This is a genomic window from Micromonospora tarensis, assembly GCF_016803395.1.
In the GTDB taxonomy this organism is placed as follows: domain Bacteria; phylum Actinomycetota; class Actinomycetes; order Mycobacteriales; family Micromonosporaceae; genus Micromonospora; species Micromonospora tarensis.
Genome location: NZ_JAEVHL010000004.1, coordinates 1 through 13960 on the forward strand (window position 1 = coordinate 1; position 13960 = coordinate 13960).

Below are 13960 nucleotides of genomic sequence, written 5' to 3' on the forward strand. Positions count from 1 at the left end.
GCCTGGACCCGGGCCGCCGGCGGGTCGACGGTCACCGCCGACACCGAGCTGGGGTACGCGGCCGCGCGCCGGGCGGTCCGGGTGGACGGCCTGCTCACCGGCCTGGAGCAGCCACTGGTGGTGCAGCTGCACACCGAGTCGACGATGGCCGAGGGGCGGGTGCCGTGGGGCCTCGGCCCACACCTGGACGGGGTGCCGGAGATCCGGGTAATCGCCACCGAGACCGATCCGGCAACGCTGCGCGGGTTGGCCGGCGACCGTCCCGTCGTACTGGTCGGGCGGCATCTGCACCGGCTGCCCGGCGGTCCGGAGCTGATCGCCGGCCTGGCGGCCCAGCACCCGGTGACCGTGGTGGAGATGGGTTGGCCGGCACAGTGGCGACCAACGGGCGTACGCGCCTTCGTCACCACCTACGGCGCCAGCCACGCCAACGGCCGCGCGGCGGCCGAGGTGCTGGGCCTGGCGAAGGCGAACCGGGCACTCTGAGTCACCGCGCCTCGTCACCTGCCCGACGTACTTCGATCGAGGTCAAGTCCACTTTTCGACACTCCGAACCGACAGCTCACACCTTGCCCCAGGGCGGTTCGATACGTAGCGTGATCGCCACGTAGCCGCTCGACCACCCGCGTGGTCGGGCCACCGGAACCGGGGCCTGGGGGGAGGTTGCGGACCGTGGATCCGGCCCGGGGTCCACGGTCCGCGCCCGCGCGGTGTCCCCGCTCAGCGTGGATAGACGCCGTACGCACGCCAGCCCCGGTCCGGGAAGCCGGCCGCTTCGGCCACCCGGGCCGAGGCGTGATTGTCCCGCTCGTGCAGGTAGGTGGGCACCGCTCCGTCGTCGAGCACCCGCCGCGCCGCCTGCGCCACCAGTCGACGGGCGAGGCCGCGCCCGCGGGCCGCCGGCACGGTGCCGACGGCCAACTCCTGGCCGTACGCGTCGTGCCGCTTGATCCCGGCACCGGCGAGGTAGGCGCCGTCCGGGTCACGAACGACCAGCACCGGCCGGTCGAAGAGGCGCAGCCAGGGCGGCAGCCCGGGAGCCGTCGGCTTGGTCCACTCCCCCACGTCGGGCAGCGGCGCGGGGGCCAGAGTCCACCGGAAGAGGCCGTCGTGCACGCACCACTCGGGCAGGCCGACGGCTTCCGGTAGCCCGGCGAGCAGCCGGGCCGGCGTACGCCGGGCCAGCGAGCGGATCGCCGCCACCCGTTCCGGCGCCACCGACAGGACGGCGCTCTGCCCGGTGTCCACGGCCAGCGCGGGACGCAGTCGACCGTCCCAGGCCGGTAGGGCCCGCCGGTGCGAGGCGACCACGTGCAGCCCCGGCCCGGCCGGCCACTGGCCGAGCCAGGTGGCCAGGTGCAGGTGGAGTCGCCGGTCGAGCATGCGCACCTCCCCCGTCTGCCGGCCCGTCGTGGATCACCGTACGCCGGGCGGCCCGGTCGGGCGGACGATCCGTCCGAGCCGGAGGTACCCGAACCGGGGACACGAATCGACCGTCATATGTATTTCCATACCTGGACACCTTTGTTTGGGACGGTAGGGCATGCCCATTCAGCCGAACGACCACCACCGGCAGGACCCCGAGCGACTCTGGCGGGTGGCGGAGCTCATCGGAGGCGTTCCCGCCCAGCCCCGCTACCGAACTCCTCGGGCGATCGGCGCCGGCACGCTGTCCTGGGCGGGACTGAACGACTCACCCGTCGGCAACTCCAGCAGGCACCGCCTGAACACCCACTGACCGACCAGCAGGGCAGCCCCCGCGGGCCCTGCGCCAGACGACACACCGGGGAGGTCCAGCGGCGGCTTTCGCACACCTGTCGGGTAATTTCTTGTGGTCCGGCATCCGGCCTACGACAGGAGAAGCTCCGCGCATGGGCAAGAAGACGATCCACGTCTCCGACTTCACCGGCACGGTTCTGCGGCAGGACGACGAGGTGGTCCGTGTCGTCGTGCTGGAGCACCCGGACCTGGTCGCCGGGCCCGTGCGGTTGGACGCCACCCCCGGCGAGGTGGAGAACATCGACGACGCCGCACTGGACGTGGCGGTGGTGGAGATCCACGACCGGCACGGCAACGGTGAGCCCCGCCGGGTGGTGCTGACCGCCAGCGAGTTCGACGCGATGGCCACCGACGTGCCGATGGCGCAGCTGCTGAAGACGGCCGAGCGGGTCCGCCCACCCAAGGCCCGCAAGAGCGCCGAGAAGATCGACTACGGCACGCTGGAGCATGCCGGGAAGCCGCACCGGGGCCGGGTCACCGAGGAGGAGGCCCGACTGGTGCGCGAGCAGCTCGACGAGGTCAACAAGCGTCTCGCCGACGCGGGCGTACGCCAGATCGATCCGACGGATCCGGAGCACGCCCTGCGCTACGGCTTCCCCGAGGTGTCCTGACCCGGGCTCCTACTTCTGCGCGATGGCGGCGAGGACGGCGACGAGGTCGGCCTCGACCGCCGCCTTCTCCAGGCCGAGACTGGTGAGCACGCCGGCCCCGTCCTCCTGCTCCAGCAGGGCCAGCAGGATGTGCTCGGTGCCGATGTAGTTGTGCCCGAGGCGCAGCGCCTCCCGGAAGGTCAGCTCCAGCGCCTTCTTGCCGCGCGCGTCGTACGGGATGAGTTCCGGGACCTGGTCGGCCGGCGGCGGAAGGACGGCAGCGACCGCCTCCCGCACCGCTTCGGGGGTGACGCCCCGACCGGTCAGCACCCGGGCGGCCAGCGCCTCCGGCTCGGCCAGCAGGCCCAGCACCAGGTGCTCGGGGCCGATCTCGGGGCTTCCGCTGGCCCGGGCCTCCTCCTGCGAGGCCACCACCACGTTGCGGGCCCGGTGGGTGAACCGGGCGAAGCCCGCGTTCGGGTCGAGCGCGGCGGCGTCGGTCGCCTTCGGCACGAAGCGCTTCTGGGCGGCCTGCTTGCTGACCCCCATGCTGCGGCCGATGTCGGTCCAGGAGGCACCCGAGCGCCGCGCCTGGTCGACGAAGTGCCCGATCAGGTGATCGGCGATCTCGCCGAGGTGGTCGGCGGCGATGACCGCGTCGCTGAGTTGGTCGAGCGCGTCGGTGTGCGCCTGTTTGATGGCCTGGATCAGGTCGTCGAGCTTGATCGTGTTGCTCATCTGGGTAGGGTCCGTCATGCGTCAACCATAGGTTGACGAACGCTTTGCGTCAACCGCCAGTTGACGCCATCTACGGGGTCACCCGACGAACTCCGGCAGTCGCGCGGCGACGGCCGCCGGCGACGGCATCCGGGCGATCTCCTCGGCGATGGCCCGGGCCGCGTCACGCTGCGCGCCGTGCCGCGGTAGCAGCCGGCGGGCCTGCTCGGCGACAGCGTCCGCGTCCACCTCACCGGGAAGGAGCCGCCGGGCGACACCGGCGGCACTGAGCACGTCGGCATTGGCGAACTGGTCGGCACCCTGCGGCACCAGCAACTGCGGCACGCCGGCCGCGAGCGCGCCGAGCGTCGTGCCACTGCCGCCGTGGTGCACCACCACGTCGGCGAGCGGCAGCAAGGCCGCCTGCGGCACCCACTGGTGCACGGTGACGTGGTCGGGCAGCTCACCAAGCTGCTCCGGGGGCACACGACCCGCCGCGACCACCACCTGCGCGCCCAGCGTCGCCAGACCGGCGATGGCCGTGCGGAGCAGTTCCGGCGTGCCGAACGCGGTGCCGAAGGTCAGATAGATCAACGGTCGGGACGCCCGGTGGCCGACGCCCTCGGGTAGCGAAGCCGGCGTCGAGAAGGCGACCGGCCGCAGCTCGATCCGACGCTCGGTGGCGAGGAAGGTGTCGTCCTGAAGGGAGGGTGGCCAGATATCCAGGTGCGGCCGGCCGCCGACCTCGGCGTTCCGGGTGGGCAGTTCGAGGCCGATGCCATCGGGGAACAGTCGGCCGAACCCGTGCCACAGGCCCGGAACACCGGCCCGATGGGCGGCGACGGCGGCCCCCGGCAAACCCCACTCGTGCACCACCAGGTCGGGCCGGAGCCGGGCCAGCTCCGGTTCGAGGTCCTCGGCGTACACCTCGTAGAAGGCGTCGCCCGGGCGGAACGGCCGCAGGCCGTTCGCGGCGAGCGGCGGGTGCACCGCCGGACCGGCGGCGAAGTGGACCTCGTGGCCGGCCTCGCGGGCGGCGATCGCCAACGGAATCAGCGGGTAGGTGTGACCGACGGAGGCCAGACTGGCGAACAGCACACGCATGACGCCGGACCATACTCGTCGCACCGGGCACCCGGTTCGGCTCGCCGACCCGGATACGGTGGGCTCCGGTCGAACACCGGCGCGGTGAAAGGGGTGGTCATGCGGCTGCACGTGGGGTGCGCGATGTGGAGCCATCGGTCGTGGCCGGGGCACGCGCTGCCGTCCGCGGAGCGGCTGCGGCACTACGCGGGTTGGTGCGACGCCGTGGAGGGCAACACGACGTTCTACGCGATCCCGGCCCGGGACACCGTCGCGTCGTGGGCCGCGCAGACGGATCCCGACTTCCGGTTCGTCCCCAAGCTGCCCAAGGTCATTACGCACGAACGCCGGCTCACCGACGTCGGCGAGCCGCTGCGTGCCTTCCTGCACGCGATCGAGCCGCTCGGCCCGCGGGCCCACGCCCTCTGGATCCAGCTGCCGAGCTCGTTCGCCCCCGCCGACGTGCCGGCCCTGAGCCGCTTCCTGACACGGTTACCGCAGACCCACCGGTACGCGGTGGAGGTGCGCCATCCCGCGTTCTTCACGGACGCCCACGCGGTCCGGCTGCTCGGCTCGGCACTCGCCGCCGCCACTACCGAATGGATCCCCTTCGACACGACCACCTTCTTCGCGAACCCGCCGACCAGCGACGCGGAGCGGGACGCCTGGACCAAGAAACCCCGGGTTCCGCTCCGGTCGCTCGCGCTGACCGACCGGCCGATCGTCCGCTACCTCGGCCGGGACGACCCGGCCCGCACGGTCGAGGGGTGGCAGCGCTGGGTCGACGTGACCGTCACCTGGCTACGCGAGGGGCGCTCACCGACGATGTTCGTGCACACCCCGGACAACGCCGACGCGCCGGCGCTCGCCCGCCGCTTCCACGACGAGGTACGGGCGCGGCTGCCCGAGCTGGAGCCGCTGCCCGAGCCGATCCCGATCGAGCCGCTGACGCTCTTCTGACCCACCACGGTCAGCGCTGCCGCTCCAGCAGGTCGTCGAGGTGGCCGGCCGTGCTTGTCACCGGCGGCGACTACCAGGGAGGTGACGGGATACACGCGAGACCCGGGCCGGCCGGCGTCGGCCCCGGCCCGGGTTCACCGGCTCAGCTGGCGAGGAAGGTCCGCCACTGCCCGGCGGGGTAGGTGAGGAGGGTGCCGGCACCCGTCGCCTGACCGGTGCAGTCCGCGGTGTAGTAGAAGACGACGTCCTGGAAGCCACTCCAGCCGACGTGGCTGTCGGCGGTCTGGGGCAGCGGCGTGCACTCGCCGGTCGGGGCCGGGAAGTGCGCGACCACCGTGCGGAAGCTGCCACTGTAGAAGGTCAGACCGGATTCCTGTGCCGAGGCGGGAGAGGCCAGGACCCCGAGCCCGGCGGTCAGGATCGCGGACATGGTCAGCACTGCGCTGGCTCGGGCTGCTCTTGCTCGCATGCAGGGACTCCAATGCGTCGATGGACCTTCCGACCATCGTCGCCGCCCTTTGTTGACATCGCAAGCATTTGGTTGGGATGTTCACCGTGCCGGCGGGCTCAGTCCCAGTCAGCCGGGTCGGCGGTCTGCCGTACCAGGTCCGCCGCCCGGTCGGCGTCCAGTCCGCTGGCGACGAGCAGGTCGTAAGCGGTCATCCGGAACTCACCGACGGCGATCATGCCCGAATAGCCCAGCCGGTGGGTGTGCGGGCGCATCAGGTCCGGCACCGCGTCCCCCTCCGCCCTTGCGACCAGTTCGACGGCGGCCAGGATCTGCTGGCGCGCCTCGCGTGGTTCCGCCCCCGCGCGGATCGCGCATCTCAGCGTCTGCACGCTGGTAGCAGCAGGTCGATCCCCTCGGGGATCTCGTCCGGTATCGGCTCGTCGAGCCGAAGTGCCCTGGTGAGCCGCCGCGCGATGGACCGGCAGCCGCGCAGGCTGCGCTCCATGTGTCGGACAGCCTGGGTGTAGAAGGCCAGCGATGGGCGTTCACGCCGGCGCTGTGGCGCCAGTCGTACCACTTCCTGGGCAGCGCTGAGCCCCTCTTCGAGCGCGGCCAGCCGGGGGCCGAGTTCCCGCAGCGCGGACAGGGCCCGCTCGGCCGCGCCGAGGTCGCGGTGACGCAGGGCCGCGGCCAGGTCGTGGATGGCGGCGACAGCCGGGTCGAGGACGGGTTCGGCCAGCCGCCGTATGGTCCGTTGCGGGTGGATCGGCACCACCAGCAGACCGACCGCCAGCCCGACCAACCCGCCGACCGCGGCGTCGACGAAACGGGGCACCGACAGGTCACGCACGGGCGGTTCCAGGGTGGCGATGAGCACCGCGGTGCCGCCGGCCTGGGTGAGCAGCGAACCACCACCCTTGAGCAGTACCGCGACGATGATCGCCAACACGACGACCACGCCGGTCTGCCACGCCCCGATGCCGAACAGCGGCATGAGGGTGTCACCGACCGCAAGCCCGAGGACGACCCCGACCAGCAGCTCGACGGTGCGCCGCAGGCGTGAGCCCATCGAGGCAGCCACGATGCCGACCGCCGTGGTGGGCGCGAGGACCGGAGTGGGGTTGTCGAGGAACTGGAACCCACAAACCAGGCGAGCGCCGCCGCGATGCCCGCCTGCACGGCGAGCATCCCGTAGAGGCGTATTCGCCACACCCGGGAGCGCAGCGCGTACGACAACCGCCCGCGCAGGCCGGCCCATTCGGTCGGCCCGCGACGATCCGTGCGGGGCCGAGGCGTCGTCGACCGCCGTCTCGTGCTCGCCGGGCATCGCGCCGTCTACCCGGTCGGGGCGAACCTATCCGGGTGCGCGTCTGGCCCCTGAACAGCGCCGTGAACTCCGGTTCGGTACCGGTTGGCACCGAACCGTGTCGGTGTGGCTCAGTGCGCCGGGTTCGGCGTGTGCGGCAGCCGCCCGAGTTGGTGCCAGTCCGTCTCGGCGACCTCGACGTCGTAGTGCGCCGCGGCGGCGAGGATGTTCTGGAAGGCCAGGTCACGCTCCTCATCGGTGACGCCCTGCACCTGGTCGAAGCGGGCGATGGCATTACGGACGTGGCCCGCGTCGGTCATCGGCTCCTTGCGCTTGTCGGGGAACGCGAAGACGCTCTCCGGCAGCTCACGCTTGTCCTTGCCCGACAGGCCGCCGTGCTTCTCGTGGGGCTTCCAGGTCGACTTCATCGCCCACCATTACCCACCTTCCGTGCGTAGCAACGCCGCACCTGCGCTCGGACGCAGCCGGGGCCAGGTTCGTGTCGGCCTGGCCCCGGGGTCCGCTCGGTCAGCTACGCAGCGTCCACTGCTGGTTCGTGCCTCCGTTGCAGGCCCAGAGGATGACCTTCGTGCCGTTGGCGGTGGCGGCGCCGTTGGCGTCGAGGCAGAGCCCGGACTGGGCGTTCGTCACGGTGCCGTTGGCGTTGACGTTCCACTGCTGGTTGGTCCCGCCGTGGCAGTCCCAGATGATCACGGCGGTGCCGTTGGCCGTGCCGCCCCCGGAGGCGTCCAGGCACTTGTTGCCGTACACCATCAGCTGCTTGCCGCTGGTCTGGGTGAACCGCTGGTTGGTGGCACCGGAGCAGTCGTAGAGCTGGACCTGGGTGCCGTTGGTGGTGGTGGAGTTGGGCACGTCCACGCAGCGGCCGGACTGACCACCCACGAGCTGCCCGCTCCCGGTGCCGCTGCCACCGCCCTGCTGCTGCCGGACGATCGAGGCCGACTCCGCCGACCGGTTGCCCTGGGCGTCGACCACGAACAGCCGGTACTCCCCCTGGTTGGTCGGCACGGCGATGGACGTGGCGGTGCCGCCCGCCCTGGTCATCGTCGGTCCGGCGGCGAAGGTGGTGGTGCCGGAGGGCGCCAGCCACACCGACTTGGAGGCGTCGCCGGTGCTCCGGATCGGAATCGACGCCGTCGCGCTGGTGACGAAGGTGCTGGCCGGCAGGACGTAGTTCGGCGCGGAGAAGTTGCTCGCCGGGATGATGTCCCGGTACGCGTCCTCCAGGCCGGAGTTAGCCGCGATGCCGTACGCCGTCGCCGGCCAGACGTAGTCGGAGGAGACGAGGATGTCGGCGACGGTGCTGTTCGGCAGGTTCTTGTTCGACACCTTGTTGATCGGGCCGTAGATCTGCGTGATGCTCAGATCGTGCTTCCGACCGAAGTCGTCGGAATTGATCATCCAGGTGACGTTCTTGTCGATGCTCAGGACGTTGTCCCGGAAGGTGATGAACGCCGATCCCTCGTCCGGGTGCAGCCCGTACTTGTGACCCGAGGGAACGCCCTGGAGGTAGTTGTTGGTGATCGTCGTCCCGGGCTGGCTGCCGAGCGTGTAGATCGGCGCCGTGTCGCTCAGGCGCTGCACCGTGTCGATGATGTGGTTGTAGCTGATGGTGTTGTTGCGCGCCGTGGTGGTCGGTCGGTTCGGCGTGATCGAGCCCGACGATCCGTCGAAGTTCCACCAGCCCCAGCCGAGGGTGATGCCCGACCAGGGGGCCTTCTCGATCCGGTTGCGCTGGATGGTGAGCGTGTCGACGAAGTACGCCGAGATGGGGCTGTGCCCGTTGAACAGGACGGCGCTGTCGTAGAGGTAGTTGTTCTTGATGTCGATGTTCTTCGGCAACCCCTCGACCTGGGGGCTGTACTTCTCGTTGTTGCTCGAGGTGCCGTCGCCGATGAAGACGTGCTGGGGATGACCGATGTTGATGGCGGACCCGGCCACGTCGTTGGCGTGGTTGCCGATCAACTGCGAGCCCTGCACGTCGTTGACCATGCTGACGCCGTCCGCGCCGGTGTGGTGGATCCGGTTGCGCTGCAGGAGGATCCCGTCGGCGTTCTGCACCTGGACGATGGCGGGGGTGACGTCCACGTTGCGGTAGTAGTAGACGTGGAAGTTGCCCTTGGCGTACACCTGGGCGCCGAGGTTGCCCTGCTGGGCCTGCTTGAAGGACGAGCCGGCGACGTTGAACAGGTTCCAGTCGGAGTGCCGCACGGTCAGGCCGGAGAAGGTGATGTTGCGCGCGTGGTTGCTCGTCGAGCTGCCGGCGACCCGCAGCACTGTGGTGACGTTGTTCGGCGCGTAGACCGTCGCCGTCGACATGTTCTCCGAGCTGGCCTTGTAGTAGTAGACCGTCTGGCTGCCCTTGTCGAAGTAGAACTCGCCGGGGGCGTCCAGGAACTCGTAGGCGTTCATCACCTTGTGCGTGCCGCCCGACTGCGCGTTGCCGTTGAACGCGCCCTGGGCGATGGCCCCGCCCGGCTGCTGGAGCAGGGCGACCCGACTCGCGCCGTCGGAACTCGTGGTCACCTGCCGCACACCGACGATGGCAGTGGTCCAGGTCGTACCCGTCTCGATCTCGATGTCGTCCTGGTTGCGGGCGATGGACGGGAAGTCGCTCAGGCTGTAGCGGGAGCCGTCACACTGCGACCCCGACTCCCAGGCCCAGGAGGCCTGACCGGCGTTGATGGTGTACGTCCCGTAGCAGCCGCCCGAGCTGATCGTCTTCGACGCCATGTACGCGCGCTTGTCGTTGACGTAGAGCGCCCGCAGCTTGTTGGAGCGGTTCAGCGGCGCCTTCCAGATGTTCCCGCTGTGCTGGGTCCACCCGGTCACCTGGACCCCGCCCTCGAGGACCGGCGTCTCACCGGTGTAGGCGGCGTAGCTGATCCGGAACCCGTTGTTGCCGGAGTCGGCGGCACCGAACTCGACGGTGCTGGTGACCGGATAACTGCCGCCGCGCAGGTAGACGTTGATGTCGCCGGTCATGTTCGTGTTGACCGTGCGGACGACGTCCCGCGCGCGTTGGATCGTCCGGAATGGAGACGTCAGCGTGCCGGGGTTGGCGTCGTTGCCGTCGGGGGCCACGTAGTAGGTCGCCTGGACCGCGGCCGAGGCCGGCAGTTGATCGGTCAGCACGGCCGGCAGCGTGGCGGCGACGAGAGCCGCCGCCGCCAGCAGCGACGTTCGAGCGGTGGACACGATTGACCTCACGTACTGTTCCTCTCATTTTGCCGTCGGCAGGGGACCCCGTGCGTATCGAACGATGAGTACGGAAACAGCGACACCATCAGGGCCGGCGGGGCTTTCGACGCCCAACCGCACTCTCTTGTTAATCGCCTCGAAATCTTCCCGAAGCGTAGGTCACACGTGTGATGAATGCAACCGGCAATCGGCGGACGTCTATGCGCTAATGCTGACGAAGCCGGCAGAAAGCCCAGACCTGACGGGCCTCGAAACACGGTCGTCGGATGAATCCCCGTCGAGGCGGGGCAGCACATCCGGTCGCCGGAGCCGGCACGCGACCGGTGGGCGCACCGCACTGCGGCACGCGCGTGGACCCCGGCGGGGCGCGACGACCGCCCCGGCCCGGGCTCCGTCAGCGGATGGCGAAGGTCGTCAGCCGCAGCGGGGAGTCGAACACCAGGTACACGTCGTGCGTGCCGGCCACCCGGGCCAACTCGGCGCTGGTGCTGACGTACCGGTAGTCGTCTCCGGTGCTGGGCACCGGGATCGTGCCCAGCAGTCGCCCGGTGGGCGATCCCAGTCGGATCTGGATGGCGCCGGCGCCCGCTCCGGCCTTGGCGACCGTCGCGGTGACGGTGCGCGCTCCGGCACGCAGGGCGGAACCGTCGAAGGAGATCCACTGACCGGCCTCGGTGGCGCCGACGGCAGTGCCACGCGCCTTCGACTCGTCGACCAGCCGGGCACCCGCGTACCTGTCGAAGTTCTCCGCCCGGGTGGGTCGGGACAAATCCCGGGCCGGGATCGTCTCGCCCCGTACCCGGACCGCCGCCCGGGCCCTGACGTCCCCGACGGACGAGCCGGCCAGCAGGTCGTAGGTGGACGACTCGACCACCCAGCGACTGCGGGTGACGTCCCAGTGCGCCAGGTCGGCGGCGGGCAGCCGGAGCGTCACGGTCCGGGTCTGCCCGGGTGCGAGTTCCACCCGCTGGAACGCCTTGAGCTGGCGCAACGGTGTAGTGTCCCGCGAGGTGCGCTGGTGGGTGTAGAGCTGGACCACCTCGGAGCCGGCCCGGCCGCCGACGTTCGTCACGTCGACGCTGGCCGTGATGGTGCCGTCGGCGCCCACCGACCCGCCGCCGGTACGCAGCTGGCCGTACCGGAAGCGGGTGTACGACAGCCCGTGGCCGAACGGGTAGAGCGGCTTCGCTTTGCTGTACAGGTAGGTCTGCTCCGACGAGATGATGTCGTATTCCAGCAGGTCGGGCGGCAGCTGCGCGTCCGATCGGTACCAGGTCTGGGTCAGCCGGCCGGACGGGTTGCGGTCGCCGAACAGGACGTCGGCGACCGCGTGCCCGGTCTCCGCGCCGGCGTGGGTGGTCCAGACGATGGCCGGTACGTGCTCCTGCGCCCAGGCGGTGGTGACCGGGTAGCTGGTCTGGAGCACCAGCACGGTCCGCGGGTTGGCGGTGGTCACGGCCTTGACCAGCGCCTCCTGGCCGGCGCTCAACGCCGTCGAGGTTCGGTCGTGCGCCTCGCGGCCGTTGATGAACGGGTTGCTGCCGACGACGAGCACCGCGGTGTCGGCAGCCTTCGCCGCCGCGACCGCCCGGTTGATTCCGTTGCTGATGACCTCACGGCTGAACCGGGTGGCGGCGTCCGGGGTCGCCGCGCCGAGGGTGAGCGCGCCGTCGTCGCCGACCGTGACGTACGTGTTGACGCCGAACCAGCTCTCCTTGGTCTCGTAGCCGGCGTACCGCAGCACCACTGTCCCGTCGGCCTGCGGCTCCAGCTTGAACTGCTGCTGCACGTACCAGCCGTTCGGCTGCTCGTCGCGGGTGACGAACGGACCCCAGTTGTAGCCGAGGTAGCGGCCGTTGGCGGCGTTGCGCAACGTCACCACGCCCTGTCCCCAGTCGACCTCGTCGAACTGGGCGACGAGCGCCGGGGTGGCGCCGGTCCCGAGCACCCGGTCGGCGTCGGTGGTGCCGGTGGCCGAGACGTACCGGCCGGTCGCCGCGACCTTCAGCGCGATCCGGTCCGCCCCGTCGAGCCCACTGACGCTGGCGCTGTCACCCAACCGTTCGCGGATGCCGTCGAGCGCCGTCACCTGGTACGGCAGGTCGCCGCCGTACCAGTCGGAGTAGAGCGTGTCGGCCAGCGGGCCGAGCACGGCCACCTTGCGGGTGCGGGCCGGGTCCAGCGGAAGCGCCTGCCGGGAGTTCTTCAGCAGCACCATCGCCTCGCCGGCGGCCTGGCGGGCGAGCCGCTGGTGTTCCGGGCTGTTGATGACGTCCGGGGTGATGCCGCCGTACCGGCCGCCGCCCGGGTCGAACTCCCCGAGCCGGAACCGGATGGTCAGGATGTCCCGGATCCGGGCGTCGATGTCCCGCTCGGTGAGCAGGCCGGTGGCGAGGGCCTGCTTGATGGCGGTGACTGTCGGCTGGGCGTTGGTGTCGTCGGTGATGAAGCTGCTGAGTCCGGCCTTGATGATCGCCGCGTTCGCCTCGGCCTGGGTGCTGTAGTACTTCTGCGAGTTGACGAGGTTGTTCGGCGCCCAGGCGTCGGTGACGTTCATCAGGGTCTGGTCGGTCCAGCCGCGCACCACGGTGGCCAGGTCCGGGTCGACCGTCGCGGGACGTCCGTTGACCAGGTTGTAGGCGGCCATCATCCCGGTCGCCGCATCGGCGGCGATGGCCGGCTTGAAGGCGGCGCGATCGTACTCGTTGAGCACCCGCGGCGGCACGTTCGACGAGGTGACGTCCCGCCGGACCTCGTTGTTGTAGGCCAGGTAGTGCTTGAGGGTGGGGGCGCTCTTCAAGTGGTTCGGGTCGCCACCGGTCATCCCCGCGCCGTACGCGGTGGAGATCGCGGCGGTCAGCAGCGGATCCTCCGAGTAGCCCTCCTCGTTGCGGCCCCACCGGGGGTCGCGCAGCAGATTGACCACCGGCGCCCAGAGATTGAGACCCCACACCCGGGGGTTCTGCGCGTGGTACCCGCGCGCCTCGTCCCCGACGGCGGACCCCACCCGCTGGATCAGGTCGGGGTTCCAGGTGCTCGCCATGCCCACCGGCTGCGGGAAGGCGGTGCCGCGCGCCTTGACCACCGCGCCGTTGTTGTCGATGTCGGTCGACCAGGCCACCCCGTGCAGCGCCTCGGTGCCGGTCTTGAACAGCCCGATGCCCAGCCGGGGAACGGCTGGCTGGTACTGGTGCAGCCAGGAGATCTTCTCGTCCAGTGTGAGCCGCCCGAGCAGGTCGTCGACCCGCGTGTGCACCGGCAGGTGTGGGTCTCGGAACGGGTAGGTGGGATCGGCGAGCGCGGTGCCGGGAACGGCCGGCAGGGCCAGCAGGGCGAGCGCGAGCGCGGTGATGCCGCGCCGAAGGCGCCAGTTCCGCATGCGGATTCTCCTCATGTCGTACGACCGGCGCCAGACAGCGCCGAGACCGGCGTGGCCAGGCTCGACACCCGGCTGACGGGCCTGAACGACGGATCGTCGAAGCGCTTCGACGACCCGGCCGCGTTACCACGGCCATGAATGTCGTGATTCGCGAAACTATAGATGCGCGCCAATAGTTGGGCAACCATGCCGAAGCGTCGCCCGCGCCATTCTGCGACCGTCGGCCGGTGCCTGCCACCGAGCCGACACGACCCGGTGAGCCGCCGTGCCGGCTGGCGCTGGACCTGGCCACCCGCAGGAATCTACAATCTTCGTTGTTAACGCTCACACTCGTCCCAGTGCTGAGGCGGCATCGCCGTGCCGATGTGACGATCGGCGCGTGCCGGGAACCCCCGGCAACCGGCGGCTGCCCGGTCCGGCCGACCCGTCCCCGGAACGGGTCGCCGCCCGACCGTGGCAGCTTCCATCCACCG

General features: G+C 70.6%; 12 protein-coding genes and 1 pseudogene. 4 read left to right on the forward strand and 9 right to left on the reverse strand.

The genetic code is table 11. The annotated features are described in order from the left end of the window. A pseudogene (locus JM949_RS01695) lies at window positions 1-486 on the forward strand (glycoside hydrolase family 3 protein); the annotation flags it as partial. Window positions 487-720: 234 nt separating this feature from the next. Here JM949_RS01695 and JM949_RS01700 read toward each other — a convergent pair. Further along, on the reverse strand, window positions 721-1383 hold the full coding sequence (locus tag JM949_RS01700) for a GNAT family N-acetyltransferase (RefSeq protein ID WP_203146691.1): 663 nt from the start codon (window positions 1381-1383) through the stop codon (window positions 721-723). A gap of 160 nt (window positions 1384-1543) precedes the next feature. Here JM949_RS01700 and JM949_RS01705 point away from each other — a divergent pair, with 160 nt between their 5' ends. Beyond that, entirely contained in the window at window positions 1544-1738 is a 195-nt protein-coding gene (locus JM949_RS01705; protein WP_203146692.1) for a DNA repair protein, read from the forward strand. Between the two features lie 133 nt (window positions 1739-1871). Then, on the forward strand, window positions 1872-2390 hold the full coding sequence (locus JM949_RS01710; protein WP_203146693.1) for a hypothetical protein: 519 nt from the start codon (window positions 1872-1874) through the stop codon (window positions 2388-2390). Window positions 2391-2399: 9 nt separating this feature from the next. Here JM949_RS01710 and JM949_RS01715 read toward each other — a convergent pair whose 3' ends face one another. Both JM949_RS01715 and JM949_RS01720 read right to left on the reverse strand, forming a co-directional pair. Further along, window positions 2400-3125 (reverse strand): Clp protease N-terminal domain-containing protein, encoded by a 726-nt coding sequence (locus JM949_RS01715; RefSeq protein ID WP_203146694.1) that lies wholly within the window; start codon window positions 3123-3125, stop codon window positions 2400-2402. A 60-nt stretch (window positions 3126-3185) separates the two neighbouring features. Then, entirely contained in the window at window positions 3186-4190 is a 1005-nt protein-coding gene (locus tag JM949_RS01720; protein WP_203146695.1) for a glycosyltransferase, read from the reverse strand. Window positions 4191-4313: 123 nt separating this feature from the next. On the opposite strand from JM949_RS01720, the gene JM949_RS01725 reads away from it, so the two are divergent. After that, the gene (locus JM949_RS01725; RefSeq protein ID WP_203146758.1) at window positions 4314-5129 is read left to right on the forward strand and encodes a DUF72 domain-containing protein; all 816 of its coding nucleotides are present in this window, start codon (window positions 4314-4316) and stop codon (window positions 5127-5129) included. 142 nt (window positions 5130-5271) lie between these two features. Here the strand turns inward: JM949_RS01725 and JM949_RS01730 are convergent, their stop codons facing one another. The 6 genes from JM949_RS01730 to JM949_RS01755 all read right to left on the reverse strand — a co-directional run bounded on the left by JM949_RS01730 (window position 5272) and on the right by JM949_RS01755 (window position 13487). Continuing rightward, complete coding sequence (locus JM949_RS01730; RefSeq protein ID WP_203146696.1) at window positions 5272-5598, reverse strand: hypothetical protein; 327 nt, start codon at window positions 5596-5598, stop codon at window positions 5272-5274. A gap of 98 nt (window positions 5599-5696) precedes the next feature. Then, window positions 5697-5969, reverse strand: a complete 273-nt coding sequence (locus tag JM949_RS01735) for a hypothetical protein (RefSeq protein WP_203146697.1) — start codon at window positions 5967-5969, stop codon at window positions 5697-5699. Further along, on the reverse strand, window positions 5957-6907 hold the full coding sequence (locus JM949_RS01740) for an FUSC family protein (RefSeq protein WP_309231955.1): 951 nt from the start codon (window positions 6905-6907) through the stop codon (window positions 5957-5959). Before JM949_RS01740 ends, JM949_RS01735 begins: the two co-directional genes overlap by 13 nt. Window positions 6908-7017: 110 nt before the next feature. Next, window positions 7018-7314, reverse strand: a complete 297-nt coding sequence (locus JM949_RS01745) for a DUF6582 domain-containing protein (RefSeq protein ID WP_203146699.1) — start codon at window positions 7312-7314, stop codon at window positions 7018-7020. 100 nt (window positions 7315-7414) lie between these two features. Next, complete coding sequence (locus JM949_RS01750) at window positions 7415-10117, reverse strand: RICIN domain-containing protein (protein WP_203146700.1); 2703 nt, start codon at window positions 10115-10117, stop codon at window positions 7415-7417. A 385-nt stretch (window positions 10118-10502) separates the two neighbouring features. Continuing rightward, window positions 10503-13487, reverse strand: coding sequence for a glycoside hydrolase family 3 protein (locus tag JM949_RS01755; RefSeq protein ID WP_203146701.1), 2985 nt, complete (start codon window positions 13485-13487; stop codon window positions 10503-10505). Between the last annotated feature and the right edge of the window lie 473 nt (window positions 13488-13960).